This is a genomic window from Actinoplanes sp. NPDC023714, from assembly GCF_040639855.1.
Lineage (GTDB): Bacteria > Actinomycetota > Actinomycetes > Mycobacteriales > Micromonosporaceae > Actinoplanes.
Genome location: NZ_JBFAAR010000014.1, coordinates 96,949 through 122,466, shown reverse-complemented (window position 1 = coordinate 122,466; position 25,518 = coordinate 96,949). Strand labels below are relative to the sequence as shown.

At 71.3% G+C, this 25,518-nt stretch carries 27 protein-coding genes; 17 read left to right on the top strand and 10 right to left on the bottom strand.

Translation table 11 applies throughout. From position 1 onward, the window contains the following. Nucleotides 1-5: 5 nt before the first annotated feature. Nucleotides 6-266, bottom strand: a complete 261-nt coding sequence (locus AB0G10_RS39620) for a DUF6703 family protein (protein ID WP_360934404.1) — start codon at nt 264-266, stop codon at nt 6-8. A 33-nt stretch (nt 267-299) separates the two neighbouring features. On the opposite strand from AB0G10_RS39620, the gene AB0G10_RS39615 reads away from it, so the two are divergent. From AB0G10_RS39615 to AB0G10_RS39605, 3 genes are all read left to right on the top strand, one after another. Further along, nucleotides 300-641: an antibiotic biosynthesis monooxygenase family protein gene (locus AB0G10_RS39615; RefSeq protein ID WP_360934401.1), complete on the top strand. Its 342-nt coding sequence runs from the start codon at nt 300-302 to the stop codon at nt 639-641. 16 nt (nt 642-657) lie between these two features. Continuing rightward, the gene (locus tag AB0G10_RS39610; protein ID WP_360934398.1) at nt 658-1,152 is read left to right on the top strand and encodes a hypothetical protein; all 495 of its coding nucleotides are present in this window, start codon (nt 658-660) and stop codon (nt 1,150-1,152) included. A gap of 70 nt (nt 1,153-1,222) precedes the next feature. After that, complete coding sequence (locus AB0G10_RS39605) at nt 1,223-2,602, top strand: glycine--tRNA ligase (protein ID WP_360934395.1); 1,380 nt, start codon at nt 1,223-1,225, stop codon at nt 2,600-2,602. A gap of 57 nt (nt 2,603-2,659) precedes the next feature. Here AB0G10_RS39605 and AB0G10_RS39600 read toward each other — a convergent pair whose 3' ends face one another. Both AB0G10_RS39600 and AB0G10_RS39595 read right to left on the bottom strand, forming a co-directional pair. After that, a complete protein-coding gene (locus AB0G10_RS39600; protein WP_360934392.1) occupies nt 2,660-3,931 on the bottom strand; it encodes a vanadium-dependent haloperoxidase in 1,272 nt (423 codons plus the stop codon). A gap of 98 nt (nt 3,932-4,029) precedes the next feature. Next, a complete protein-coding gene (locus AB0G10_RS39595) occupies nt 4,030-4,518 on the bottom strand; it encodes an XdhC family protein (protein ID WP_360934389.1) in 489 nt (162 codons plus the stop codon). Between the two features lie 19 nt (nt 4,519-4,537). Here AB0G10_RS39595 and dusB point away from each other — a divergent pair, with 19 nt between their 5' ends. The 4 genes from dusB (at nt 4,538) to AB0G10_RS39575 (ending at nt 7,805) form a co-directional block, all read left to right on the top strand. After that, on the top strand, nt 4,538-5,671 hold the full coding sequence (gene dusB, locus AB0G10_RS39590) for a tRNA dihydrouridine synthase DusB (RefSeq protein ID WP_360934386.1): 1,134 nt from the start codon (nt 4,538-4,540) through the stop codon (nt 5,669-5,671). 66 nt (nt 5,672-5,737) lie between these two features. Then, on the top strand, nt 5,738-5,977 hold the full coding sequence (locus tag AB0G10_RS39585) for a hypothetical protein (RefSeq protein ID WP_360934383.1): 240 nt from the start codon (nt 5,738-5,740) through the stop codon (nt 5,975-5,977). After that, entirely contained in the window at nt 5,974-7,110 is a 1,137-nt protein-coding gene (locus tag AB0G10_RS39580; RefSeq protein ID WP_360934380.1) for a histidine kinase, read from the top strand. The genes AB0G10_RS39585 and AB0G10_RS39580 overlap by 4 nt, the downstream gene beginning before the upstream one ends. Continuing rightward, a complete protein-coding gene (locus tag AB0G10_RS39575) occupies nt 7,107-7,805 on the top strand; it encodes a response regulator transcription factor (protein ID WP_360934377.1) in 699 nt (232 codons plus the stop codon). The genes AB0G10_RS39580 and AB0G10_RS39575 overlap by 4 nt, the downstream gene beginning before the upstream one ends. Here the strand turns inward: AB0G10_RS39575 and AB0G10_RS39570 are convergent. From AB0G10_RS39570 to AB0G10_RS39545, 6 genes are all read right to left on the bottom strand, one after another. Continuing rightward, nucleotides 7,797-8,900: an MFS transporter gene (locus AB0G10_RS39570; RefSeq protein ID WP_360934374.1), complete on the bottom strand. Its 1,104-nt coding sequence runs from the start codon at nt 8,898-8,900 to the stop codon at nt 7,797-7,799. The two genes, AB0G10_RS39575 and AB0G10_RS39570, sit on opposite strands and share 9 nt — an antisense overlap. A gap of 157 nt (nt 8,901-9,057) precedes the next feature. Next, nucleotides 9,058-10,107: a DUF2786 domain-containing protein gene (locus AB0G10_RS39565; protein WP_360934371.1), complete on the bottom strand. Its 1,050-nt coding sequence runs from the start codon at nt 10,105-10,107 to the stop codon at nt 9,058-9,060. 535 nt (nt 10,108-10,642) lie between these two features. Further along, nucleotides 10,643-11,014, bottom strand: a complete 372-nt coding sequence (locus tag AB0G10_RS39560; RefSeq protein ID WP_360934368.1) for a hypothetical protein — start codon at nt 11,012-11,014, stop codon at nt 10,643-10,645. Nucleotides 11,015-11,131: 117 nt separating this feature from the next. Continuing rightward, nucleotides 11,132-11,620, bottom strand: a complete 489-nt coding sequence (locus tag AB0G10_RS39555; RefSeq protein ID WP_360934365.1) for a roadblock/LC7 domain-containing protein — start codon at nt 11,618-11,620, stop codon at nt 11,132-11,134. Nucleotides 11,621-11,668: 48 nt separating this feature from the next. Further along, a complete protein-coding gene (locus tag AB0G10_RS39550) occupies nt 11,669-12,808 on the bottom strand; it encodes a DUF4388 domain-containing protein (RefSeq protein ID WP_360934362.1) in 1,140 nt (379 codons plus the stop codon). Between the two features lie 33 nt (nt 12,809-12,841). Continuing rightward, nucleotides 12,842-13,222 carry a hypothetical protein gene (locus AB0G10_RS39545; RefSeq protein WP_360934359.1) on the bottom strand — a complete coding sequence of 127 codons (381 nt, stop codon included), beginning with the start codon at nt 13,220-13,222 and terminating at the stop codon, nt 12,842-12,844. 306 nt (nt 13,223-13,528) lie between these two features. Between AB0G10_RS39545 and AB0G10_RS39540 the strand changes: the two genes are divergently transcribed. Genes AB0G10_RS39540 through AB0G10_RS39510 form a run of 7 tightly spaced genes read left to right on the top strand, consistent with a single transcriptional unit; the run spans nt 13,529 to nt 20,077 of the window. Next, nucleotides 13,529-13,909, top strand: coding sequence for a VOC family protein (locus tag AB0G10_RS39540; RefSeq protein WP_360934356.1), 381 nt, complete (start codon nt 13,529-13,531; stop codon nt 13,907-13,909). 21 nt (nt 13,910-13,930) lie between these two features. Next, nucleotides 13,931-15,145: a deoxyguanosinetriphosphate triphosphohydrolase gene (locus tag AB0G10_RS39535; protein WP_360934353.1), complete on the top strand. Its 1,215-nt coding sequence runs from the start codon at nt 13,931-13,933 to the stop codon at nt 15,143-15,145. 34 nt (nt 15,146-15,179) lie between these two features. Further along, nucleotides 15,180-17,045: a DNA primase gene (gene dnaG, locus AB0G10_RS39530; protein WP_360934350.1), complete on the top strand. Its 1,866-nt coding sequence runs from the start codon at nt 15,180-15,182 to the stop codon at nt 17,043-17,045. Continuing rightward, entirely contained in the window at nt 17,042-17,572 is a 531-nt protein-coding gene (locus AB0G10_RS39525; protein ID WP_360934347.1) for a hypothetical protein, read from the top strand. Before dnaG ends, AB0G10_RS39525 begins: the two co-directional genes overlap by 4 nt. A 10-nt stretch (nt 17,573-17,582) precedes the next feature. Further along, nucleotides 17,583-18,515, top strand: a complete 933-nt coding sequence (locus AB0G10_RS39520) for an ABC transporter ATP-binding protein (protein WP_360934344.1) — start codon at nt 17,583-17,585, stop codon at nt 18,513-18,515. A gap of 1 nt (nt 18,516) precedes the next feature. Beyond that, nucleotides 18,517-19,266, top strand: coding sequence for an ABC transporter permease (locus AB0G10_RS39515; protein WP_360934341.1), 750 nt, complete (start codon nt 18,517-18,519; stop codon nt 19,264-19,266). A 1-nt stretch (nt 19,267) separates the two neighbouring features. Then, complete coding sequence (locus AB0G10_RS39510) at nt 19,268-20,077, top strand: ABC transporter permease (protein WP_360934338.1); 810 nt, start codon at nt 19,268-19,270, stop codon at nt 20,075-20,077. A gap of 70 nt (nt 20,078-20,147) precedes the next feature. Here the strand turns inward: AB0G10_RS39510 and AB0G10_RS39505 are convergent, their stop codons facing one another. Beyond that, complete coding sequence (locus AB0G10_RS39505; protein ID WP_360934335.1) at nt 20,148-21,254, bottom strand: YihY/virulence factor BrkB family protein; 1,107 nt, start codon at nt 21,252-21,254, stop codon at nt 20,148-20,150. Between the two features lie 298 nt (nt 21,255-21,552). Here AB0G10_RS39505 and AB0G10_RS39500 point away from each other — a divergent pair, with 298 nt between their 5' ends. Genes AB0G10_RS39500 through AB0G10_RS39490 form a run of 3 tightly spaced genes read left to right on the top strand, consistent with a single transcriptional unit; the run spans nt 21,553 to nt 25,510 of the window. Then, on the top strand, nt 21,553-22,749 hold the full coding sequence (locus AB0G10_RS39500; protein WP_360934332.1) for an ROK family protein: 1,197 nt from the start codon (nt 21,553-21,555) through the stop codon (nt 22,747-22,749). A 41-nt stretch (nt 22,750-22,790) separates the two neighbouring features. Further along, complete coding sequence (locus tag AB0G10_RS39495) at nt 22,791-24,488, top strand: sugar ABC transporter ATP-binding protein (protein WP_360934329.1); 1,698 nt, start codon at nt 22,791-22,793, stop codon at nt 24,486-24,488. Next, complete coding sequence (locus AB0G10_RS39490; RefSeq protein ID WP_360934326.1) at nt 24,485-25,510, top strand: ABC transporter permease; 1,026 nt, start codon at nt 24,485-24,487, stop codon at nt 25,508-25,510. Before AB0G10_RS39495 ends, AB0G10_RS39490 begins: the two co-directional genes overlap by 4 nt. Nucleotides 25,511-25,518: the final 8 nt, after the last annotated feature.

Below are 25,518 nucleotides of genomic sequence, written 5' to 3'. Positions count from 1 at the left end.
GATTGTCAAAAGCGCATGAGTTTGGCCGCGACGGCGGCCACCAGCAGCGCGAGGAGTACGAGGCGCACCGTCCGGGTGATCGGCGACTGCACCGGCCACGTCGTGAACGTCAGCGCCCCCAGGCCGATGGCGATCACGGCGAGCAGCAGGGCGCCGACGATGCCCGGCAGGAAGAGCCCGGCCAGCAGGACTACGAGCGCCACGAGGAACGCCACGGTCGGGTTGACCCGGGCGATCCGGCGCAGCAGGTGGTCGGACGGCGTCATCGTCGGCTCCTTCGGCGTGCGTACCCTCGTCACATGCTGGTGCTCAACCGCTTCCACGTCCCACCGGAAACGCAGGACGGCTTCGTCGAGCGTGCGCACGCCGCCCTCGCCGCCCTCGCGAAGAGCCCGGGCTACCGGTCCGGCCGCCTGGCCCGGGCGCTGGAGGACACCGCCGCCTGGACCCTGGTGACCGAATGGGAGTCCGTCGGAGCCTACCGGCGCGCGCTCGGCGGTTTCGAGGTCAAGGTGCACGCCACCCCGCTGCTCGCCTCCTCGCTCGACGAGCCGTCCGCGTACGAGACCCTCGCGGCGGCCGGCCCCGGCGAGGACGTCGCGATCACCGCCAGCGACCGGGCCGCCGATCCGTGGCGCTGACAACTAGGCTGGAAACATGAGCACGGCGCCGTACGTCTCGCCTCCACCCGCCGGCCCCGGCGTCCACCCGCCGTTCCCCGCGCCCCCGGTCGAGGGACGCGGCCGGCGGATCGGGATGGGCCTCGGCATCGCCGGCGGCATCCTGGCGCTGGTCTGCGGCGGTGGCGCGGTGGCCGTCTTCGGCCTGGCCAACGCCATGGACAACGCCATCAACGAGCAGGTCGACGTGGTCGTGGGCCGCTACATGGAGGCCGTGCAGGACCGCGAGTTCACCAAGGCGTACGGGCTGCTCTGCCAGGACTCGCGCAACCAGGAGAGCCGCGACGACTACGTCACCAGGATGACCGCGAGCGAGCAGGTGGCGTCCTACTACGTGGGTGACGTCGATCTGACGTACGGGACCGTGCCCGTCGACATCACCTACGCCGACGGCGACAGCGTCGTTGTTCAGGCCGAACTCGCCCAGAACACGTCGACGGGCGCGTTCGAGGTGTGCGGGCTCGGAGAGTAATCTCGCTGTTCGTCCTGTCAACAACCGATTTCCCCGCCGACACCCAGCCGGCGTAGGAGGAAACCCGCAGATGCCTGCCGACCGTATCGACTCCGTCGTCAGCCTGGCCAAGCGCCGGGGATTCGTCTTCCCCTCCAGCGAGATCTACGGAGGAACCCGCTCGGCGTGGGACTACGGTCCGCTCGGCGTGGAGTTGAAGGAGAACGTCCGCCGGCAGTGGTGGCGGACCATGGTCCAGCAGCGTGACGACATCGTCGGCCTGGACTCCGCCGTCATCCTCGCCCGCGACGTCTGGGCCGCCTCGGGCCACCTCGACGCGTTCGTCGACCCGCTGACCGAGTGCCAGTCCTGCCACAAGCGGTTCCGCGCCGACCACCTCGAGGAGGCGTACGAGGCGAAGCACGGCTCGCTGCCGTCGTCCCTCAAGGACCTGAACTGCCCGAACTGCGGCAACAAGGGCACCTTCACCGAGCCGAAGATGTTCAACGGCCTGATGAAGACCTACCTCGGCCCGACCGAGAGCGCGGAGGGTCTCCACTACCTGCGCCCGGAGACCGCCCAGGGCATCTTCGTCAACTACAACAACGTGGCGACGGCGGCCCGCAAGAAGCCGCCGTTCGGCATCGCGCAGATCGGCAAGAGCTTCCGGAACGAGATCACCCCGGGCAACTTCATCTTCCGTACGCGGGAGTTCGAGCAGATGGAGATGGAGTTCTTCGTCGCGCCCGGCAGTGACGAGGAGTGGCACGACTACTGGCTCCAGCAGCGCTGGGACTGGTACCGCGACCTGGGCCTCTCGGAGAGCAACCTGCGCTTCTACGAGCACCCCAAGGAGAAGCTCTCGCACTACTCGAAGCGGACCGTCGACATCGAGTACCGCTTCCAGTTCGGCGGGACCGAGTTCGCCGAGCTCGAGGGCGTCGCGAACCGTACCGACTTCGACCTGTCGACGCACTCGAAGCACTCCGGCGTCGACCTCTCCTACTTCGACCAGGAGAAGGGCGAGCGCTGGGTTCCGTACGTCATCGAGCCCGCGGCCGGCCTGACCCGCGCCGTCCTGGCGTTCCTGCTCGAGGCGTACGACGAGGACGAGGCGCCGAACACCAAGGGCGGGGTCGACAAGCGTACGGTCATGCGCTTCGACCCGCGGCTCGCGCCGGTCAAGGTCGCCGTCCTGCCGCTGTCGCGCAACCCGGAGCTGTCGCCGAAGGCGAAGGAGCTCTCGGCGAACCTCCGCAAGCGCTGGATCGTCGAGTTCGACGACTCGCAGGCGATCGGCCGCCGCTACCGGCGTCAGGACGAGATCGGTACGCCGTTCTGCGTCACCGTCGACTTCGACACCCTCACCGACAACGCGGTGACGGTGCGCGACCGCGACACGATGAAGCAGGAGCGCGTCTCCCTCGACCAGATCGAGGACTACCTGATCAAGCGCCTCCCCGGCTGCTGATCGTCGATGGGGGCGTGGACGCGTCCACGCCCCCATGCCGCGCGGCGCCCCGGGTGATCACCGGCGCCGGAACTCGCGCTTCAGCACCTCGCGGGTGACCTCGGTGCCGAGCCGGTCGCCCTCGACCGTGGCGCCGCGGTAGTGCACCCCGGCCCAGATCCGTGCCCCGATGAGGTCGGTGCGGGCCGCGGCCAGGCTGTGGAAACCGCGGGTGGTCCCGGACTCGGCGCTGTACGCGCTGAAGGTGAGGTCGTCCCGGCCGAAGTACGCCCGCAGCGCCGTCATGATGGCTCCGGTGTAGCAGGCGTGCCCGGACGGCCACTCCGGCGACGGCGCCGTGACGCGCAGCGGCGTCCACGCCGGGTCGGCGGTGGTGAGCGGGTTGCCGTCGGCGTCGGCCAGCGGGATCGCGGTCACCGGCCGCCAGAAGCTCCAGTGCCGTTTCTCCCGGTAGCAGGAGATCAGGGTGTCGGCGGTGGACACGTCGACCATCGCGAGCATGCGGGCCGACTCCAGGTCGCTGAGCCGGTGGCCGGCCGCGAGATCGCGCTTGATGTACCACTCCACCTGGCGCAGGTCGTCCCACCAGATCGCCGCCTCGGTCCGCGCGGGCGAGCGGGTCGTGCTGGTGGCCGAGCCGAGCGACCTCACCTCCTCGAGCTGGCGGGCGTAGGCGGCGCTGGACAGCGGGGGTGGCCCGGTCACCCGGTAAGCGGCAGGGTCCTTCACCGCGAACGGCCGCAGGAACGCGTACCAGGCGCCGGCCTGCACGAAACCGGGCGGGGTGAGGCGGTACCGGCCGGCCTCGGTGCCCACCGGCCACGTCGCGTCGGAGAAGGCGCCGTCGTCGCGGCGGGCCTCGATCATCGCGGCCGCGGCGGCCGCACCGACGCGGACGCCGCCGCGCTCCGAGCGGCCGTCCGGGATGGCGGCGAGGGCTTCGTCGTACTGTGCCCGCAGCGCGTCGGCCTGGGCCGGGAAGAGCGACAGCAGGACGCGGTGAGCCGCCGTCGCCACGGCCGCCGGTGTCGAGTCGCCCCGGCGGCTCGGTGGCGCCACCAGGTACGGCTCGTACGGCGTCCCGGCGATCGCGTTGACGGCGTCGTACACGGCGCCCTGCACCATCGCGAAGCTGCGGGCGCCCGCGGTCGGGGACTGGCGTGCCACCTCGTAGATGGCGGTCTGCGCGTGGACGTTCCAGGTGAGGACGGCGTTCGGCGCGGCGGCCGCCCGCGCCGGCGAAGCGATCACCGCGGGTGCGGTGACGGCCAGCGCGGTCGTCAGCGCGGCGCCCAGAAGTCTGCGGAATGGAACACGACGTGCTGTCATGGATCCCCCGTGAGCCGGATCGACGGTCCGTTCGCAACAGACCCAAGCATCGACCATCGACGATGCCGCGCCATCGCTCGATCGGCTTTTTCCCGGGGTCACCGGAACTCGAAGCCGCCGGGTTTGTCGTTCCGGTCGGCGATCAGGCCGGCCAGGATCGCCACCGCGATCTCGGGGCCGGTCCGGCTGCCGATGTTGAGGCCGATCGGGCGGCGCACCCGGGCGATCTCCTCGTCCGGCAGGCCCAGCTCGCGCAGGGCCTCGACGTGCGGGCCCTCGCTGCGCGGGTTGCCGACGATGCCCACCCAGCGGCTCTTCCCGGCCAGCGCCTCCCGCAGCACCGAGCCGATCTCCGGCCGGTGATGGTCGGTCAGCACCACGTCGGTGTGCTCGTCGACGCCGGCGGCGGCCAGATCGGCCACGAAGGTGTCGCCGTGCGGCCGGGGCGTGCCGGCCAACCGGGTCGGATCGGGCTCCACGAGGACCGTGTGGAAGCCGAGCTCCACCGCGAACCGCTGAAGTGCCTCGGAAACCGGCGACTCGAACACCGCTACCAGCCGCCGGGGGCTCAATTCACTGTCTCCCACATGTGTCACCCTAGAGCGCGTGACCGCACCACTTCTGCTCGGCGACCACGCCGTCAACCCGCCCGTCGTGCTCGCCCCCATGGCGGGGATCACCAACGTGGCGTTCCGGCGGCTCTGCCGTGAGCAGGGCGGCGGTGTCTACGTCTGCGAGATGATCACGACGCGGGCCCTGGTGGAGCGGATCCCCAAGACGCTCAAGATGATCACGTTCGCCGAGGACGAGGGTTTTCGCAGCCTCCAGCTCTACGGCGTGGACCCGGACGTGACGGCGGCCGCCGTACGCATGATCGGCGAGGATGGTCTGGCCGATCACATCGACCTCAACTTCGGATGCCCGGTGCCGAAGGTGACCCGGCGCGGCGGGGGTTCCGCCCTGCCGTGGCGGCGCCGGCTGTTCGCCCGGATCGTGTCGCAGGCGGTCGCCGCGGCGAAGCCCTACGGCATCCCGGTGACGATCAAGATGCGCAAGGGGATCGACGAGGACCATCTCACGTACGTCGAAGCCGGCCTCGCCGCGCAGGAGGCGGGCGTGGCCGCCGTGGCGCTGCACGCCCGCACCGCCGAGCAGCGCTACTCCGGCAAGGCCGACTGGGACGCCATCGCCACCCTGAAGCAGGCCCTCGACGTGCCCGTTCTCGGCAACGGCGACATCTGGGAGGGCTCGGACGCGCTGCGGATGGTCGAGCACACCGGCGTCGACGGCGTCGTGGTCGGCCGCGGCTGCCTGGGCCGGCCGTGGCTCTTCGCCGACCTGGAGGCCGCGTTCACGCAGGGCGCCGGCTACCGGCCGGTGCTGCCCACCCTCGGCGAGGTCGCCAAGATCCTCGCTCGGCACGCGCAGCTGCTGGTCGAGGCGCTGGAGGACGAGAAGCACGGCTGCGCCGACTTCCGCAAGCACGTCGCGTGGTACCTCAAGGGCTTCCCGGTCGGCGGCGAGCTCCGCCGCAGCCTCGCGATGATCTCGTCGCTGGCCGAGCTCGACGACCTGCTCGCGAAGCTCGACCCGTCGATCCCGTTCCCGGCCGAGGCGCTGGGCCAGCCGCGCGGGCGGGTCAACGCGCCCGGCAAGGTCTCGCTGCCGCACGGCTGGCTGGACAGCCGCGACGACGACACGGTCCCGGAGGGCGCCGAGACCGAGGAGTCCGGGGGCTGATCTCCACCCCGATCTCCACCCCCGGGTGGTCCTACTCCACCCATCGACGCCCCTATCTTTCGTCCCATGACCGACAACAAGCGTCGCGCCACCAACTATCTGCTGACCGGGAAGACCGAGGGGAACCGCAGCACCCGCCTCGTCGGTGAGGTGCTCGGACGCGTCGTCGAACGGGACGGTGGCCGGATCACCGGCCGGGTGATCGTCGCCGGCCTCGTGGTTCTGGGCGTCGCGGGCCTCGCGTTCGTCGCCTACCGTCTGTTGATGATCGACCTGATTCTCAACCTGGTGGGAGAACGTGGTTGACCCTGCGTGAGGGCGTGCGCCGGCTCCGGGCCGACGACCCGGAGACCGGCTGGCTGGTCCGAATCGTGCTGAGCGCCCTGCTGACCTGGGCGTTCCTGACGGCCGGTCCGGCGAGCCCGGGTGTCCGCCCGGTGCTCGCCGCCGCCCTCGCGGGCTGGTTCCTTTTCGTCTTCACCGATCACCGCCGGCCGCTCCTGGCCCGGCCGGCGCTGGCTCTGGCGGCGGTGTTGCCCGCGATTGCGGCGAGCCGGCCCGAGGACGCATCGTCACTTCTTTATCTGTACGCCGCGCTGTTCACATTCGTGCTGTTACCACGGATGCCGATGTGGGCCATCCTGTCACTCACCGCGGTCGTGCTGGCCGTGCTGCTGACCGGCCTGTGGCTGGCGGGGCGGGGACCGGCGGCGATGCTCACCCAGCCCGCCCTGATCGCCGTCCTCGTCCTGTTCAGCCTGCACCGGCGGGAATACCGGCTGCGCGCCGAGCAGACCGCCCTGCTGCTGGAACAGACCACGCGCGCCAGGGCCGCCCAGGCACGCGCGGCGGCCCTCGACGAACGCGCCCGGATCGCCCGTGAGCTGCACGATGTGCTCGCGCACTCGCTCGGAGCGCTCGGCGTCCAGCTGGAGGTGGCCGAGGCGCAGCTGACCGAGAAAGGCGATACCGAGGCCGCCGCCGCCCGAATCCGGCAGGCCCGGCGTCTCGCCGCCGACGGCCTGGCCGAAGCCCGTTCCGCGGTGCGGGCGCTCCGGGACGACGTACCCCCGCTCCCGGAAGCCCTGACCGGGCTGATCGACGCTCATGAAGTGGCCCACGACGCCGCGGTCACGCTGGGCATCGAAGGTGACCGTCGCCCTCTGTCACCGGGCGCCGAAGTGTCGCTGCTCCGGATCGCTCGCGAGGCGCTCACCAACGCGGCCCGGCACGCGCCCGCCCGGCCGGTGACGATGACCCTCGGCTATCTCCCGGCGGGAGGCGCGAGGCTGGTGGTGTCCAATCCGGCCACCGGTGATCCCTCGCCGGGTGGGCTGGGGCTCGTCGGGGCTCGGGAGCGGGTCGCGCTGATCGGTGGAACCCTGGAGGCGGGAATCGTCGACGGTGAATGGGTCGTGACCGCGGAGGTGCCGGCGTGAGCGATCCCCTCCGCGTCCTCGTCGTCGACGATCAGCAGCTGGTCCGGGAAGGCCTGACCGCCCTCCTCGAACTCACCGAGGGGGTGACGGTGGTCGGCGCGGCCGGCGACGGCGCCCGGGCCCTCGAGCTGATCGCGGACCTGCGGCCGGACGTCGTGCTGATGGACCTGCGCATGCCGGTCCTCGACGGGGTGGCCGCGACGGCGCACGTGAGCTCGCGGTTCCCCGAGGTCGCCGTGGTGGTGCTGACGACGTACGCCGACGACGACTCGATCGCGGGGGCGCTCGCGGCCGGGGCGCGCGGTTACCTCACGAAGGACGCCGGGCGGGCGGAGATCGCGATGGCGCTGCGGGCCGCGGCGGCGGGGCATTCGCTGTTCGCGCCCGAGGTGTCGGCGCGTCTGGCGGAGGCGATGAGCCGCCCGATTCCGTCGCCCGCCGCGGGCACTTCCTCCGCTGCGGGTCTTTCCTCCGCGGGGCGTCTCTCCCGGGAACATCTGCCGGATGGCCTTACTCGGCGGGAGGCTGAGGTGCTGGGCCGGATCGGTCAGGGGCGGACGAATGCCGAGATCGCCGCCGACCTGTTCGTGGCCGAGGCGACCATCAAGACCCACATCAACAACGCCTTCGCGAAGATCGGCGCCCGGAATCGGGCCGAGGCCGCCGCCTACGCCCTGCGCCGGGGCCTAGCGTGAGCCGCGGCGGCGGGCGGTGAGCGGGACCGTCAGGAACAGCGGGACGGCCGCCGTGGCGAAGAGCACGGGCAGGGGCAGCGGCAGGGCGAACCCCGCGTAGAGCAGGACCGCGAACACCTCGGCGCCGAAGCCCGCGACCGACAGGACGGTGGTGCGGGAACCGCCGGTGATCGCCTCCTGCAGGCGGGACTCGGCGTGCACCATGGCGAACTGGAGCAGCCCGAACGCGGCCGACACCAGGAACATGCCGGTCAGGTGCGGGATCAGGGCGCCGGCGGCGAGGGCCGGCGCGGCCAGCGTGAGGGACGCGGCGAGCGGGCGCGGGGACGCGGGGGAGACGCGGCCGGCCAGCGCGCTACCGGCCGCCATGGCCAGCGCCGTCACGGCGAACAGCAGGGGTACGTCGGTGGGGCCGGCCCCCTTGTCGCCGGAGAGCAGCGGAAGGTACTCGTCGAGCGCGCTGAAGCCGGGCACCGCCGCGGCGACGAGCGCGGTCCTGGCCACGGTGCTGCCGGCCACCTCTGTCAGACCCGAGCGCAAAGTTGTCAGATACGAGGAAGTCCCCTCGGTGCGGTCCTTCGTACGATCGGTGTCGGGCAATCGAAGCGCGAGCAGACCGCCCAGAGTGACCGACGCGATGCTCATGATCCCCACCAGGGGATAGCCGCCGTGGGCGAGCGCCGGGGCGGCCAGGAGTGTGGCGGCGAGCATGGCGAGCAGGCCGATCGTGTCGGCGCGCCCGATGACCTGCGCATATGTGGTGGAGTCGCCGAGCTCGTCATAGGCGATGGATTCGAGCGTGCCCGAGCTCAGCGCGCCACCGAGTCCCCAGAGAGCGAAACCGAGTGCGAACCCGGGAAAGGAGGGCCAGACAAGCCAGAGGGCGAAACCGGTCGCGGTGAGGAGTTCGCCGAGCGCGTAGAGGCGCTTGCGAGACCAGATGTCGGCGAGCGCGCCGGCCGGGATCTCGCAGGCGAAGGAGACCACCGACCAGATCGCGAAGAGCGACGAGATCTCGGCAGTCGTGAGCCCGGCGTCCGCGAAGAGGAGCGCGTAGACCGGGTAGAGCAGCACGCCTTCGGCACAGGCGCGCACCGCATAGAGGCGTCAGCGTCAAATTGGGTGCATGGACCCAGCGTCATCCAAGGCTGGCGACCAGTCAACGCAATTGCGCCGCACCGACCGATCAGCGGTGGTGGCGCCTCGGTGGTGGTGGGGGTGGGGGCGGGCGGGGCGGACCAGTGGGGGCGGGTCAGCGGAGCTGGGCCTCGTCGGCGGCGGCTCGGCCGGACTCCCAGCCTTCGAGGCTGTCGACGCGGCTGACGCGGCTTCTGACAGTGGTCGGGAAGACCTTGTTCATCGCCTCGCGCACCTGGATGTCGCGGTTGCGAAGCACCGGGAGCAGGTTGCCGTGCGCGGCCATCTCGCGTTCGGTGGTCTGGCGCAGGCGCTCGCCGATCCGGTAGGCGTAAGCGACCAGGAACGAGCGGCGGAACGCCTTCACCCGGGCCTTGCCCTTGGCCGGCTCGTCGCGGGTCATCGCCCGGTTCGCCTGGACGAGCAGCGACGTGTAGAGCAGCTCCACCGCGTCGATGTCGGCGTCGAAGCCGAAGACCGTGCTGAAGCCGAGCTCGGGCGACCAGACGCAGCGGCAGCTGTTGGCGCGGGCGACGGCGTCGAGGAGGCTCGCCTTCTCATTCTCGTACGGGTGGTCGACGCCGATCCGGCGCGCGAACGGCGTGAGGTCGACGGCCGGGGCGGTGATCTCCTCGATCCGGTAGCGGGTGATCAGCTCCTGGGCCTTCGCGCTGTAGACCTCCGCCTCGGCCGCGAAGTCGGTCGCCTCGGCCTTCGCCAGCAGGGCGCGCACCCGGTCGAGGATCCGCTGGTCGGAGTGGTGCGGGATGGTGGTGAGCGGGGTACCGGGCGGCGGGACGAGGATCTCGATGGCCGGCAGCCGGCGCAGTTCGTCGAGGAGTGCCAGTGACGCGTCGAGGACGGCGATGCGGTCGGGGCGGCGGCCCTGGAACGGGGGGAGTGACTCGGCCTGCGCGCGCCAGCGGTCGTCGACCGGCGACCGGTTCCGCTGGAAGTCGCGTGCCGCGTCGGCCACCAGCCCGGCCTGGATCGGATTGCCGCGGCGCGCCACGGCGCGGTGCAGTTCGCCGGGCTGCCAGCCGTTCCGGAAGAGCCGATCGAACTCGGTCTCGAGCGCGTCGGTGAGGACGGTGTCGACCTCCGCCGCGGGTACGCCGGTCAGCACGTCGAGGGCGGTCTCGAAATCGAGCGCTCCCCGACGCACGCTATCGATGATCTCCCGCGCGGACACCATCGAATGGTAGTCGCCGGCCCGTCGAATCCCGCCCCTGACCCCGGCCGACGTGGCGAGAGTAACCGCCGGCCCGGGCCCGATCGACCGGCCGCCGCGGCGAGGGATGGATGCCGTGGTCCCGGTTCCCGGCCGGGACCACGGCGCCGTGATCGCCGAGCGGCCGGACGGTCACGGAGTCGGCTGGTGGGTCCTCACAGGCCGACGCCCCGGTGCTGGCACACCGGGCGCCGGAAATGTGTCTTTGCAGCGCTGCAAAGACAGCATGCACGCCTGTCGATCGGACGGCAAGGGGAAACAAGTCGGAAACCTTGATTACGGTTCCGGCAGCCGGGGCCGGCCGGGGAAGACGAGCCGCGGGCTCCGCAGGTCGAGACGCGGACGCCGGACCTCGATGCGCGCCCGCCGCACCGTGGGGTCTGGGGGTCGCCCCCAGGCAAGTAAAGGGGCGGGGAGGGAGGTGCGGCCCTCCCCGCCCAGGGGTGGCGATCACGACTTCAGGCCTGGGCTAGACGTCGAGGTCGTTCTCGATACGGCGTAGCTGGTGGCGGGACATGGCGAGGTTCGACCGGTCGCGGCGGAGGGCCACGTAGAGGAAGAGTCCCTTGCCGGAGCGGCTCGTGAGGGGGCGGATCATGTGGTACTGCGTGTCGAGGGTGATGAGGATGTCCTCGATCTTCTCGGAGAGGTTGAGCATCTCCATCGCGCGGAGTTTGGCGCGGACCACGTCGGTGTTGCCGGCGGCCGCGACCGTCAGGTCGAGCTCCTTGCCGCCGCCGAGGGTGCCCAGGGCCATGCCGCTGGTGTGGTCCACGAGCGCGACGCCGATGCAGCCGTCGATCTCCATGATTTCCTTGAGTGCGGTGTCCATGTCGGGCATGGGTTTCATTCCTCCGTTGAGGTCGATGGGTTGAGGTCCATGGGACTGAGGTCCATGGGACTGAGGTCCATGGGGTTGAGGTCGATGGGGCTGAGGTCGATGGGTTGCACGAATGGGTCAGCTCGTCGCCTGACGCCGCCGCGCGACGTTCGACAACGTGGACATCGGAGTGCGCCGGGCCAGCGGACTCGGAGGTCCGGCCTGCTGCGGGATCTCCGGCCGCAGCTGCGGCGCGGATTGCAGGGCCATGATCTTGGTGAGCCGGCGTACGCACCGGCGGGCCTCCAGGTGCACCATCGCGAGATTGGCGTCGCCCGAGGTGACCAGGGTCAGCAGGGCGTTCGGGCCACATGCGTACGTCGTGATGTATCCGCCGTCGCACTCGACCACGGATTCACGCAGCTCACCGTGGTTGACCGCGTGGGCGAACCGGCGTGCCAGCGCCAGGTGCGCCGCCGCGAGCGCGGCGAGGGTGTCCGATTCGAGGCCGTGCGAGTCGTGCGCGACGACCAGCCCGTCGGCGGTGGCCAGCACGCTGCCGGAGAGCTCGGGCACCTTGCTGCGAAGGCGGCCGAGTTCCTCGAGTACCGCCGGATCCACCGTCATCCTCTCCTCGCTCCTTCTGCTTGTCGGGTGCTGCCGGGGGTGCGCGCGTCATCGCAGGGCCCTCAGTGCGGTGCGGATGCGCTTGAGCAGGACCTCGTCGGTGCCCTGATGCACCGGCGCGTTGTCGGTCGCGATCTCCTTGGGGAGCTTCGCGCCGGGTTTTCGGCGGGCCAGCCGCGGCCGGTTGAGGCCGCCGTTGTGATCAGCCGGGGAGCCGTTGAGCTCGGCCGGGGAAGAAGCCGCCGGCAACGAAGCCGCCGGAGCCGCCGGCAGATCCGCGTCGGGAGGGTCGGGATCGAAAGGCTTGGGATCGAAGGGCCCGGGTGGTGCGGCGCGGGCATGCGCCGGCTCACCGTGGGCGGGACGGCTGCGGCCCGCTGCCTGGTCCAGGCCGTTGATCACGGGTACGGGCGGAGCGCTCACCGGCTGCGGCGCCACCGGCCGCCCCACGGGCACCGTGGCGCCGCGTGGCTGGGGGAGACGGACGAAATCGGTGGACTCCGCCCGTACCCGGGGAATCTCGATCATCCCCAGCGCCGCAAGGCGCCGCAGCTCCTGGATGGTCGCGTAGCCCGCGCGCCCCAGAAGCAGAGCCAGGTCGGCCGGGGTGCGCTGCCCGTCGGCGTGCGCCAGCAGCTCCCACTGCGGCGCGGTCAGGGTGATCCGTTCGCGAGGCGCCCGGGTGACCGGGATGACCGGCGCGACGTCGATCCTCGGGTTGGGGAAGATGTCGTCGAGCAGCTTGACCCGGCGGAGCACCTCGCGGGCCACGGCGGCGGCGTCGATGGCGACGACCGCGCCGAGCCAGTGGGTGGCACCGGGCAGGAACTCGACGGTGGCGGCCGGCTGGGCCAGCACGAAGTAGGCCGCGTCGTAGGTGGAGCCGAGGACGCAGAGTTCCAGCTCACCCTGGGTGAGATGGCCCTGGTCGACCAGGATCCGGCCGACCCGTGCCGTCGAGGTGCCGAGGTCCAGCGCGCTCTGCCAGGTGCGCGCCGCCAGCCGCCCGGACGACGTGAGCATCTCGCCCACGCCGGGCGCGGCCGGCGACTCGGCGTAGATGATCCGCCCCTCGAAGACGTAGACCGCACCGCCGGGCTGGCCGTTCACCACCAGGGCTCCGGTCTGCCGCTCGCCGGCGACCTGCGTGAGCAGATCCCCGGGCGATGCGGTCGTCGTGGAGGCCACCAGTTACTCCTGTTCGGGTGATAGTGCGGTTGGTTACGTCGTGACCAACTCGTCGGCGAGGCGTTGCATCTTGCGACGGGCCACGGCGAGGTTGCCGCGAACCCGGTCCAGCCAGACGTAGAGCACCAGCCGGCTGTCGAAATCGGTCTGGACGACCCGCAGGAGGTGGTAGCCGCCGGCGGTGGTGATGATCAGGTCTTCGAGCAGGTCGTGCGGGATGGCCGAGACGAACAGCGAGCGGCTGTTCGCGGCCTGGACCACTTCCGCGGTTCCCGCCGCCGCGGCCTCGTGGTCCGAGTTGGGTGCGGCCCCGGTCGTCGCGACCGGGAATCCGGTGGTGTAGTCGACGATGCTGGCCCCGACCGCGCCGGGGATCGTCATGGCCTCCTGTAGACAGTGGTCGACGCCGGGCACGTCTCTCCTCAGCGTTTGGTGGCTCCCGGTTCCGGCCGGGCTCCGTTGCCCCGGTGGCGTCTCATCGATCCCTCGCCGCCACCGTGGGCCATCCTCCGGTGACACTGAGCCGACAAGTCGCACGTTTTGTGCGTCATGGTCCAGTGGCTGGCGAGCGCGTGTGAAGGGCGGTTCACGGATCGTCATCCTGCGACCGGATGGCCGGCGCCGTCGCACCTCCGGTGCGCTGTTCCGCCCGGGGTCACCCGGCCGGGTCGCGTAACCTGATCGTCACCTGTCGATGTCTGTCCGGATGGGGGTCCGACGATGCCCAGTCGCTGGGAGCAGGTCGTGGTCGGCGCCGAGGATCCGCCGCGGCTGGCGGGGTGGTGGGCCGAGGCCCTCGGCTACGTGATCGTGGCCGAGTCGCCGGACCGGGTGGAGATCCGCCGGACGCCGTCCGAGCTGCCCGCCCTGCTGTTCGTCCCGGTGACCGGCACCGGCGCCCGGACGGTGCGGAACCGGCTGCACCTCGATCTGCGCCCGGACGACCACGAGTCCGAGGTGGAGCGCCTCGTCGGGATGGGCGCCCGGCTGGTCGACCCCGGCCGGCCCGATCCCGGCCGGCCCGATCCCGGCCGGCCCGACCCCGGCCGGATCGTGCTCGCCGACCCGGAGGGCAACGAGTTCTGCGTCCTGCCCGCCTGACATTCGGCCTAGGCTGGGATCATGACGGGTGACGACGCCCAGCGATGGGCGCCCGAGCCCGCGAAGGACAGCGGGTACGGGCGGACCCCGTACCAGCGCGACCGGGCCCGGGTGCTGCACTCGGCCGGGTTCCGCCGGCTCGCCGCCAAGACCCAGGTGCACACGGCCGGGTCGGACGACTTCCTGCGTACCCGGCTCACCCACTCGCTCGAGGTGGCGCAGATCTCCCGGGAGATGGGCGCCCGGCTCGGCTGCGACCCGGACGTCGTGGACGTGGCCGGCCTCGCCCACGACCTCGGCCACCCGCCGTTCGGGCACAACGGCGAGGCGGCGCTCGACGAGGCGGCCCGGGCCTGCGGCGGCTTCGAGGGCAACGCGCAGACCCTGCGGGTGCTCACCCGGCTCGAGGCGAAGGTCGCCGGCGCCGGCCTCAACCTGACCCGGGCCACCCTCGACGCCTGCTCGAAGTACCCGTGGTTCCGCAAGCCCGGCTACCGCAAGTTCGGCGTCTACGCCGACGACGAGCCGGTCTTCACCTGGCTCCGGAACGGCCGCGACGACGAGCGGCGCTGCCTCGAGGCGCAGGTCATGGACTGGGCCGACGACGTCGCCTACTCGGTGCACGACGTCGAGGACGGGGTGCACGGGGGATACCTGGATCTGGGCCCGCTGCTGCACGACGCGGACGAGCGGGCCGAGCTGTGCCGGGACGTCGCGGCCACCTACTCCGAGGAGAGCCCGGACGAGCTCGGCGCCGCCCTCGACCAGCTGCTGGCCGACCCGGCGGTGACCGCGGTGGCCGGGTACGACGGGGGTTACGCCGCCCAGGTCGCGCTGAAGCGGATGACCAGCGTGCTGACCGGCCGCTTCGTGGCCTCGGCGGTCGGCGCCACGCACAGCCGGTTCGGCACCGACCCGATGCGGCGGTACGACGCCGACCTGATCGTGCCGCGGACCGTGCGGAACCAGTGCGCGCTGCTCAAGGGGATGGCGTTCCGCTACGTCATGCGGACGCGCGCGGCCGAGGAGTGGTATTCCGAGCAGCGCGTCATCCTGGTGGAGCTGGTCGAGGCGCTCCTGCGTACCCCGGAAAGGCTCGACCCCCTCTATGGCCCGCGCTTCGCCGCCGCGGCGGATGACGCCGCGGCGCTGCGCGTGGTGATCGACCAGGTGGCGTCCCTCACCGACCCGGCGGCCGTGGCCTGGCACAAGGACCTGGTCACGCCGCGCCGCTGACCCTGCTGGCGGGTCCGCCCTCCAGCGAGGCAGGATGTATGCCGTGGCGGGCAGGGTCAAGGACGAAGACATCGCACTGGTCCGGGACCGGTCCTCGATCGTCGACGTGATCAGCGAGACGGTGACGCTCCGGTCGGCCGGTGGCGGCAACCTGAAGGGCCTGTGTCCCTTCCACGACGAGAAGACGCCGTCGTTCAACGTCTCGCCTGCCCGGAATGTCTACTTTTGCCACGGTTGTGGGCAGGGTGGCGACGCGATCAAGTTCCTCATGGACGCGGAGCACCTGTCGTTCATCGAGTCGGTGGAGCGGCTGGCCTCGAAGGCCGGCATCCAGCTGCGCTACGACACCGACGCGCCCGGCTCGACGCTGCCCCGGCCGCAGACCGGTCAGCGGCAGCGCCTGCTCGCCGCGCACGCCGCCGCCGTCGACTTCTACCGCGATCAGCTGGGGTCGCCGGGCGCGCGGAAGGCCCGGGAGTTCCTCGCCGAGCGCGGGTTCGGCCGGGACGCCGCCGAGAAGTACGGGTGCGGCTTCGCGCCGGACAGCTGGGACGCGCTCGCCAAGCACCTGCGCCTCAAGGGCTTCACCGCCGAGGAGCTGACCACGGCCGGGCTCGCCAAGCCGGCCCGGTCCGGCTCGCTCATCGACCGGTTCCGCCGCCGGCTGCTCTGGCCGATCCGGGACCTGTCCGGCGACGTGATCGGGTTCGGGGCGCGCAAGCTGTTCGAGGACGACGACGGCCCGAAATACCTGAACACGCCGGAGACGCCGATCTACAAGAAGTCGCACGTGCTCTACGGCATCGACCACGCGAAGCGGGAGATCGCGAAGCGCGGCCGGGCCGTGATCGTGGAGGGCTACACCGACGTGATGGCCTGTCACGAGGCGGGCGAGCCGACCGCCGTGGCGACCTGCGGGACGGCCTTCGGCGTCGACCACATCCAGGTGCTGCGCCGCCTGCTGATGGACAGCGACAGCTTCACCGGCGAGATCATCTACACGTTCGACGGGGACGCGGCCGGGCAGAAGGCGGCGCTGCGGGCGTTCGAGGAGGATCAGCGGTTCGTCGGGCGTACCTTCATCGCGGTCTCGCCCGACAACATGGACCCCTGCGAGCTGCGTCTCGCCAAGGGTGACCTCGCCGTCCGGGACATGATCGCCGGCCGGGAGCCGCTCGTCGACTTCGCGCTGCGGCAGACGCTCGCCAAGTACGACCTCGATTCGGTCGAGGGCCGTGTCGAGGCGATGCGCCGCGCCGCGCCTCTGGTCGCCAAGATCAAAGACAGGGAGAAGAGGCCCGAGTACGCGCGGAAGCTCGCCGGCGACCTCGGCATGGACCTGGAACCGGTGCAGAGGGCCGTCAACAACGCCCTGCGCGGCTCCCAGGACGCCGCCGCACCCCAGCGTGCCCCGCAGTCCCCGGCCGACTCGCCACAGCGCATGGTCGAGCGCGAGGCGCTGAAGCTCGCCCTCCAGGAGCCGGTGCTGGCCGGCCCGATGTTCGACGCGCTCGGCTCCGAGAACTACGCCGACCCGGTGCTCGCCGCGGTCCGGGAGGCGGTCGGCGAGGCCGGCGGCGCGTCCTCGGCCACCGGCGGCGCGGTCTGGATCGAGAAGGTCCGGGACTGCTGCGCCGACATGGGCGGCCAGATGCTGGTGAGCGAGCTCGCGGTCGAGCCGCTCTACGTCGACGGCCAGGTCGACCCGCGGTACGTGCAGGTCACCCTGGCCCGGCTCCAGGGGGCGGCGCTCGCCACCCGGATCCGGGACCTCAAGTCCAAGGTGCAGCGGCTCAACCCGGTCGCGAACAAGGATCAGTACCTGGCTCTGGCCGGGGAGCTCTTCTCGCTGGAACAGCAGGCCCGTGCCCTGCGTGATCAGGCGGCAGGTGGATTGTGAAGCTCTTCCGACGTCGACCCGCGCTGCCGTCCGCGTCGCGGCCACCGCTCGAGGACTCCGAGCGGGTGGTGGCGTGGTGCCCGGTGGGCGAGTCGGCCGACGCCGTGGTCGTCGCGACGAACCACGGCCTCTGGCTGCCGGCCGCCGAGAAACGGCTGGGCTGGCACGAGATCCACAAGGTGGCCTGGTCGGGCCGGGAGCTGCGGATCATCCCGGCCGTGGTGGCCGGGGTGCGGGACGACTACACCGTGCTCGAGGACGGGCCGGCCGTGACGTACCTGCTGCTGGAGCCGGGTGAGGTGCCCGACCAGGTGCGGACCCGGGTGACGAAGTCGGTCGCCTACACCAACCACCACCCGCTGCCGGAGGGCGCGGTCCGGGTGGTCGGGCGGCGGGTGAGCGGCCGGAACGGTCTCACCTGGGCGGTCCGCTACGACGCCGGGACCCCGGTGGAGCGCGACGAGGTGGTCTCCGCGACCGACGAGCTGGTCGGCGCAGCGCGAAATTCTGTCGCACCCCCCGCCTAGGGTCGAGGGCGTGAGCCCTTCCTCGTCTTCGATCCACGCGCGCGGTCTGGTCAAGCGGTTCGAGTCGTTCACGGCGGTCGACGGCATCGACGTCGACGTGCGCGCCGGTGAGGCGTTCGGCTTCCTCGGGCCCAACGGCGCGGGCAAGAGTTCGACCATGCGCATGATCGGGTGCGTCTCCCCACCGAGCGAGGGCGTGCTGGAGATCCTCGGGATGGATCCGCGCCGCGACGGCCCGGCCATCCGCGCCCGGCTCGGCGTCTGCCCGCAGCTCGACAACCTCGACGCCGAGCTGACCGTCCGGGAGAACCTGACCACCTACGCGCGCTTCTTCGGGATCCCGCGCAAGGTGGCCCGTGCCCGGGCCGACGAGCTGCTCGAGTTCGTCCAGCTCACCGAGCGCGCCGGCAGCCTGGTCGACCCGCTCTCCGGGGGGATGAAACGGCGTCTCACCATCGCCCGCGCGCTGGTGAACGAGCCCGACATCGTGCTGCTCGACGAGCCGACGACCGGGCTCGACCCGCAGGCCCGCCACCTCGTCTGGGAGCGGCTGTTCCGGCTCAAGCAGCAGGGCGTCACGCTCGTGCTGACCACGCACTACATGGACGAGGCCGAGCAGCTCTGCGACCGGCTCGTGGTGATGGACGGCGGCCGGATCGTGGCCGAGGGCTCGCCGCGCTCGCTCATCGAGCAGTTCTCCACGCGCGAGGTGGTCGAGCTCCGCTTCGCCACCGACGACCAGGGGAGCTACGCGGACAAGCTGGCCGGCCTCGCCGATCGGATCGAGGTGCTGCCCGACCGCATCCTGCTCTACGTGGCCGACGGCGACGAGGCGCTGGCCGAGGTGGGCCGGCGCTCGCTGGAGCCGGCCAGCGCCCTGGTCCGGCGCAGCAGCCTCGAGGACGTCTTCCTGCACCTCACCGGCCGGACGCTGGTGGACTGAGATGGCGTACGTCCTGGAATACCACCTGGTCCACTACCGCCGGACGTGGCGGGCCAGCGTGCTCTCCACGTTCGTGCTGCCGCTGCTGACCCTGGTCGGGTTCGGGGTGGGCGTCGGCGGCTATGTGGACGGCGGCATCGACGGCGTGCCGTACCTCGAATGGGTCGTGCCGGGGCTGATCGCCTCGACCGCCGTGCAGACCGCGATCGGCGAGTCCACCTGGCCGGTGCTCAGCTATTTCGAGTGGCTGAAGGTCTACTTCGCCCAGGCCGCCGCACCGCTGCGGACCTCCGCCATCCTCGGCGGCCACCTCGCCTTCATGATGTTCCGGGTGCTGCTCAGCGTGGTGGCGTTCGCGCTGGTGGCGGCGATCTTCGGCGCGCTGGCGTCGCCGTGGGCGGTGGCCGTCCTGCCGATCGGGGTGCTGACCGGGTTCGCGGTGGCCGCGCCGGTGACGGCGTACAGCGCCTCGGTCTCCACCGACAGCTACCTCGCGATCCTGATGCGGTTCGCGGTGCTGCCGATGTCGCTCTTCTCCGGGGTGTTCTTCCCGGTCGAGACGCTGCACCCGGTGCTGCGCGCGGTGGCCTACGCCCTGCCCCTCTGGCACGGCGTCGACCTGAGCCGGTCCGCCACGCTGGGGCTCAACCCCGGCTGGCAGGGCCTGGGCCAGCTGCTCTACCTGCTCCTGTGGTGCGCGGCCGGCTGGTTCCTGGCGCTGCGCCGCTTCCGTCGCCGACTGGTGGTGTGACGTGCTGACCTTCGTGATGCCCAGGCTCGCCTCCTTCGAGGGCGCGGGCCGGCGGTCTGCCTCGGTGACCGAGCGGAACGTCGCGGCGCTCGGCTCGGCATATTGGCTCGTCATGCTGAGCGGCCTGCTCGAGCCGGTGCTCTACCTCTTCTCGATCGGGATCGGGGTGGGCAAGCTCATCGGCGACATCACCCTGCCCGGCGGTGAGGTGGTGGCCTACGCCGCGTTCGTGGCCCCGGCCATGCTGGCGTCCTCGGCGATGAGCGGCGCGCTCGCCGAGACCACCTTCAACTTCTTCGGGAAGATGAAGTTCATGCGGCTGTACGACGGCATGCTGGCCACGCCGATCCGGCCCATCGAGATCGCGCTGGGCGAGCTGACCTGGGCGATGATCCGCGGAGCGATCTACTCGGCGGCCTTCCTGGTGATCATGGTGCTGATGGACCTCACGACGCCGCTGCGGGCGCTCGCCGCGTTCCCGGCCACCGTCCTGACCGGCTTCGCGTTCGGGGCGGTGGGGATGGCGACGGCCACGCTGATCCGCACCTGGCAGGAGTTCGACCTGATCGGGTCGGCGCAGTTCGCGCTCTTCCTCTTCTCCGGGACGTTCGTGCCGGCCGCGGCCTACCCGGAAGCGGTGCGCTGGCTCGTCGAGCTGTCCCCGCTCTACCGCGCCGTCGACCTGGTCCGCGCCGTCACGACCGGCACGGTCGGCGTGGTCCAGGTCCTCGACGTGCTCTACCTGCTGGCCCTGACGGCGCTGGGCCTGACGGTCGCCGGCCGCCGCATGAGCAGCATGCTCTGCAAGTGAAAACCGCGATCGTGGCGAGTTCGGGTCGCCATGACGTCCGAACTCGCCACGATCGCGGCGAGGTTTGCTGCTAGCCCTGCGAGAGGCCCTGCTCGCTGCCCTTCTTGAGCTTGCGGTCGTCGCGCAGCTGGAGGAACGGCTCGTCGTCGGCCGGGTGGCCGGCCGCGATGGCCCGCCCGCGTTCCAGTTCGGCGTCGAGCTCGGCGCCCAGCATGATCGCCATGTTGGAGATCCAGAGCCAGACCAGGAAGGCGATGACACCACCGAGCGTGCCGTAGGTCGCGTTGTAGTTCGCGAAGTTCGCCAGGTAGATCGCGAAGGCGGCGGAGGCGATCACCCAGAGGATGACGGCGAAGATGCCACCCGGGCTCACCCAGCGGAAGCCGCCGGTCTTGGCGTTCGGCGAGGCCCAGTAGAGCACCGCGAACATCAGGCTGACCAGCGCGATCAGGACCGGCCACTTGGCGATGCTCCAGACCGTCACGGCCACGTCGCCGAGCCCGATCTTCTCGCCGACGACCTGGGCGAGGTCACCGGTGAAGATGACGATGGCGGCCGAGGCGATCAGCATGACGCCGACCAGCGCGGTCACGCCGACCCGGATCGGCAGGGTCTTCCAGATCGGACGGCCCTCGGGCACGTCGTAGATCGCGTTGGAGGCCCGCATGAACGCCGCGATGTAGCCGGACGCCGACCAGAAGGCCACGACGATACCGATGATCGCGGCGAGGCCGGCCTTGCCGGTGCCCTGCACCTGGGTGAGCACGGTGTCGACGAGATCGCGCAGCTGCTGGTTGGGCGCCAGTTCGGCGACGGCGTCCTGCACCGTCTTCTGGCCGTCCGAGCCGATCAGACCGAGGATCGAGACGATCACCAGAAGGCCGGGGAAGATCGACAGCACACCGTAGTAGGTGAGCGCGGCGGCCCAGTCCGAGATGTTGTCCTCGGAGAACTGCTTGAAAGTCCGCTTCACCGCGGCGATCAGGCCCTTGCCCCGCAGCTTCGTGGGCCCGTCCGGCCCGGCGTCGGGTCCGGGCGCGGCGAGATCGGGGTCGCGGTCCTCGGCGGTCCTGGTGGTCGCGGCGGCGGCCGTGTCGTAGTCGGCGGCGCCCTTGTCGCGCGCCTCGGCAGTCTGGTCTTCTGCCGACTGCTCGTGATGGGTGGGGCGAAGTTTCATCGAGGACCTCCTACGGGCGAGAACCGGCTGCACGTGGCCGTTCCGTGGATCGCTCACGTGCGACGACGGCCTTACCGCCTGGGTTCCCCGTGGTACCCGGTGCTAACCCGGCCGGTCACCCCTCTGCCGTATCGCGAACATCCGCCCAAGGTCACTTGTCGATCACGAAGCCCGACTTTCGCCAGGATTTGCAAAAGTTTCTGTTGATCAAGAAAAAGGTATGGCTCGATGTGGCGGAACCGCCCTAGTGTGACCGGCGTAACACGCCGTTAACGCCAGTTCTTCCGCGAAGGAGGAGGTGCCCGTGTTCCTGCCAGCAGCTCCCCACCTGCGTCTCCTGCGCCTGCTCCGCGATCAGGGTCCGGTGTCCCGTGCCGAGCTGGGTGACCGCCTCGAGCTGAGCCGGCCCCGCCTGCTCGCCGAGGTGGAACGCCTGGTCGCCGCCGAACTGATCGTCGAGGCGGGGATGGCGGCCTCGCGCGGTGGCCGTCGCTCCACCCTCGTCGAGCTGCATCCCCGGCTCCGGTTCGCCGCCGTCGACCTGGGCGCCACCTCGATCGACGTGGAGATCACGAACGGGCGGCTCGAGCCCGTCGTGGCGTACCAGGAAGCCGCCGACATCCGGTCCGGGCCCAAGGTGATCCTCCAGCGCGTCAATGATCTGCTGGCGAAGGCGCGCACCGAGGCGGCCTACGAGCGCCTCGACGGCGTCGGCATCGGCGTCCCCGGACCGGTGAGCTACCGCGACGGGGTGCCGGTCTCTCCGCCGATCATGCCGGGGTGGGACCGCTATCCCGTACGCGAGCTTCTGACCAGGGAATACGGCTGCCCCGCGGTGGTCGACAACGACGTGAACATCATGGCGATCGGGGAGCGGCACGGCGGCGTCGCGCACTCCGTCGACGACTTCCTGTTCGTCAAGATCGGTACTGGTGTCGGGTGCGGCATCCACCTGGCCGGCGGCGTCTTCCGGGGGGTGGACGGCTGCGCCGGCGACATCGGGCACATCCAGGTCGAGGCGAACGGCCCGGCCTGCTCGTGCGGCAACGCCGGCTGCCTGGAGGCGCTCTTCGGCGGGGCGGCGCTGGCCCGGGACGCGACCGCCGCGGCTCGCTCCGGCGAGTCACCGGCCCTGGCCGCCCGCCTCGACGCCGGTGGCCGCACCGCCGTGATCACCGCCCGGGACGTCGCGGACGGCGCCGCCGAGGGGGACATCACCTGCATCAAACTGATCCGCGACGGCGGACGCCGGGTCGGCAGCGTGCTCGCGACCCTGGTCTCCTTCGCCAATCCGTCGATGATCGTCATCGGGGGCGGGTTGGCGAATCTGGGCCACGTGCTGCTCGCCGAGATCCGCAGCGTGGTCTACCGCCGCTCGTTGCCGCTCGCCACCGGCAACCTGCCGGTCGTCCTCTCCGAACTGGGCAGCCGGGCCGGGGTGACCGGCGCCGCCGTGCTGGCCAGCGACGCCCTCTTCGAGCAGGCCGCGTCATGACCGCCCCGGAGCCGATTCGCCCGTCGGGCGAAAAATCGGAAATGCCGGAAGGGGCGAGGGCGGAGGCGAGTGTGGAGATGGGCGCGGCCGAGGAGCAGGGCGCAGCGGGAACGCACGACGCCGGCGGCACGCAGGGCGCAGCGGAGGCGCGGGGCGCGGCCGAGGCGCGGGGCGCGGTGGGTGAGGCGGGTGGCGGGGACGTGGGGGACGCCGGCCGGGTGGGGGGAGACCACGAGGTCGTGCTGCGGCTCGAGGACGTGGTCAAGGTCTTTCCGGGGGTACGGGCCCTCGACGGCGTTCAGTTGGAGGTCCGGGCCGGCGAGGTGCACTGCCTGCTCGGGCAGAACGGCGCCGGCAAGTCGACCCTGATCAAGACGCTGGCCGGGGTGCACCACGCCGACGCCGGGGAGATCACCTGGTTGGGGGAGCCGTTCGCGCCGGCCACGCCGCAGGCCGCGATGCGGGCCGGGATCGCGACGATCTATCAGGAGCTTGACCTCGTCGACGACCTGTCGGTGGCGGAGAACGCGTTCCTCGGGCACGAGCCGAGCCGGTTCGGGTTCACCCGGCGGCGGGTGTCGGCGTCCCGGACCAGGGAGATCCTGGCCCGGCTCGGGCACGCCGAGATCGCACCGCGCCGGATGGTCCGGACTCTGCCGGCCGCCGCTAAGCAGGTCGTGAGCATGGCCCGGGCGCTGTCCCACGACGCCCGCCTCATCGTGATGGACGAGCCGAGCGCCGTGCTCGCCCACGACGAGGTGGAGAACCTGTTCCGGATCATCCGGGAGCTGACCGCGCACGGGATCGCGGTCATCTACATCTCGCACCGGCTCGACGAGATCCGCGAGATCGGCGACCGGGTCACCGTGCTGAAGGACGGCCGGACCACGGCGGCGAACCTGCCGGCCCGCACCACCCCGACCCGGGAGCTGGTCGGCCGGATGACCGGGCGCTCCATCGAATACGTCTTCCCGCCCCGGGAGGGCGCCCCGGCCGGCGAGCCGCTGCTGGTCGTCGACGGCCTGACCCGGCACGGCGAGTTCGCCGAGGTGAGCCTCACGGTGCGGCCCGGCGAGATCGTGGGGATCGCCGGCCTGGTCGGTTCCGGCCGGTCCGAGCTGCTCGAGACGATCTACGGGGCCCGCCGCCCGGAGACCGGGACCGTGCGGGTCGGCGGCAAGCCGGTGCGCGGGGTGGGTTCCGCCGTGAAGGCCGGCATGGGGATGGCACCGGAGGAGCGCAAGAGCCAGGCGCTGCTGCTGGACGAGCCGGTCTACCGGAACATGACGCTCGCTTCGTTCGCCCGGTTCGCCAAGGCCGGATTCACCGACGCGGGCGGGGAGCGGACGGCCGCCGAGCGCACCGCCGACTCGCTGGAGCTGCGCCCGCGGGACGTGGCCCGGCCGGTCCGGACGCTCTCCGGCGGCAACCAGCAGAAGGTCGTGGTGGGCCGCTGGCTGATCGGCGACACCCGGCTGCTGCTGCTCGACGAGCCGACCCGGGGCGTGGACGTGGGCGCCCGGGCCGAGCTCTACCAGGTGATCCGGGACCTGGCCGCGCGGGGCGTCGGGGTGCTGCTGGTCTCCAGCGAGGTGCCCGAGGTGCTCGGCCTGGCCGACCGGGTGCTGGTGATGCGGGAGGGCCGGCTCGTCCACGAGGCGCCGGCCGGGGAGATCGACGAAGACACCGTTCTCAACCTCGTGATGGCGGGGTCGCTTCTGGAGGGGGAGCCGGCATGACCACGACTGACACCGCGCATGTCGAGAAGCGCGCCGGCCGCGAGCGCCGGCACCTCGACGAGGGCACGATCCGCAACCTGGGCCTGGTCGCCGTCCTGGTGATCCTGGTGATCATCGGAATCATCACGAGGCCGGAGCTCTACAGCGACCCGACCTGGGTGCGGAACAACTTCCTGACGATCCTGCAGCAGGCGTCCGCCATCGGCGTGGTGACGGTCGGGATGACCTTCGTGATCATCGGGGGTGGCATCGACCTGTCGGTCGGCGCGATCATCGCGCTCGCGGCGGTCTGGAGCACGACGGTCGCGACGCAGAGCTTCGGCGCGGCCGGGATGATCTTCACGGCCCTGGTGGTCGGGATCGGCGTGGGTCTCGTCAACGGGGTGCTCATCGCGTACGGAAGGCTTGTGCCCTTCATCGCGACCCTGGCCATGCTGGTGGCGGCCCGGGGGCTGGCGGCACAGATCTCCGGGAAGCAGACCCAGATCTCCGAGAGCTCGGTGATCAACAGCATCGCCACCACGAAGATCCTCGGCATCCCGATGCTCGTGATCATCCTGGGCGTCGTGGTGGCGGCCGGCTGGGTGTTGCTGAACCGCACGACGTTCGGCCGCCGGACCGTCGCGGTCGGCGGCAACCCGGAGGCCGCCCGCCTGGCCGGCATCAACGTGAAGCGGCAGACCCTGCTGCTCTATGTGCTCTCCGGCTTCTGCTGCGGCATCGCCGCGATCATGCTGACCTCGCAGGCGACGAGCGCCCAGGCCGCCATGGCGAACCTCTACGAGCTGGACGCCATCGCCGCGGCCATCATCGGCGGCACGCTGCTCAGCGGCGGCCGGGGCACCATCATCGGCGCCCTCTTCGGGGTGCTGGTCTTCTCCACCATCACCAACCTCTTCGCCATCAACAACCTCCCCACCGAGGTCCAGAACATGGTCAAGGGCGCCATCATCGTGGCCGCCGTCTTGGTCCAGCAGTTCCGCTTCTCCTCGCTAACCAACCTGTTCAAGAAGAAGAACTGAGACGGGAG

What these genes read in the sequence shown, in the direction of transcription:
- AB0G10_RS39620 (WP_360934404.1), bottom strand. Translation starts at nt 266, where the DNA reads ATGACGCCGTCCGACCACCTGCTGCGCCGGATCGCCCGGGTCAACCCG.
- AB0G10_RS39615 (WP_360934401.1), top strand. Translation starts at nt 300, where the DNA reads ATGCTGGTGCTCAACCGCTTCCACGTCCCACCGGAAACGCAGGACGGC.
- AB0G10_RS39610 (WP_360934398.1), top strand. Translation starts at nt 658, where the DNA reads ATGAGCACGGCGCCGTACGTCTCGCCTCCACCCGCCGGCCCCGGCGTC.
- AB0G10_RS39605 (WP_360934395.1), top strand. Translation starts at nt 1,223, where the DNA reads ATGCCTGCCGACCGTATCGACTCCGTCGTCAGCCTGGCCAAGCGCCGG.
- AB0G10_RS39600 (WP_360934392.1), bottom strand. Translation starts at nt 3,931, where the DNA reads ATGACAGCACGTCGTGTTCCATTCCGCAGACTTCTGGGCGCCGCGCTG.
- AB0G10_RS39585 (WP_360934383.1), top strand. Translation starts at nt 5,738, where the DNA reads ATGACCGACAACAAGCGTCGCGCCACCAACTATCTGCTGACCGGGAAG.
- AB0G10_RS39560 (WP_360934368.1), bottom strand. Translation starts at nt 11,014, where the DNA reads ATGCCCGACATGGACACCGCACTCAAGGAAATCATGGAGATCGACGGC.
- AB0G10_RS39555 (WP_360934365.1), bottom strand. Translation starts at nt 11,620, where the DNA reads ATGACGGTGGATCCGGCGGTACTCGAGGAACTCGGCCGCCTTCGCAGC.
- AB0G10_RS39540 (WP_360934356.1), top strand. Translation starts at nt 13,529, where the DNA reads ATGCCCAGTCGCTGGGAGCAGGTCGTGGTCGGCGCCGAGGATCCGCCG.
- AB0G10_RS39535 (WP_360934353.1), top strand. Translation starts at nt 13,931, where the DNA reads ATGACGGGTGACGACGCCCAGCGATGGGCGCCCGAGCCCGCGAAGGAC.
- dnaG (WP_360934350.1), top strand. Translation starts at nt 15,180, where the DNA reads ATGTATGCCGTGGCGGGCAGGGTCAAGGACGAAGACATCGCACTGGTC.
- AB0G10_RS39515 (WP_360934341.1), top strand. Translation starts at nt 18,517, where the DNA reads ATGGCGTACGTCCTGGAATACCACCTGGTCCACTACCGCCGGACGTGG.
- AB0G10_RS39505 (WP_360934335.1), bottom strand. Translation starts at nt 21,254, where the DNA reads ATGAAACTTCGCCCCACCCATCACGAGCAGTCGGCAGAAGACCAGACT.
- AB0G10_RS39495 (WP_360934329.1), top strand. Translation starts at nt 22,791, where the DNA reads ATGCCGGAAGGGGCGAGGGCGGAGGCGAGTGTGGAGATGGGCGCGGCC.
- AB0G10_RS39490 (WP_360934326.1), top strand. Translation starts at nt 24,485, where the DNA reads ATGACCACGACTGACACCGCGCATGTCGAGAAGCGCGCCGGCCGCGAG.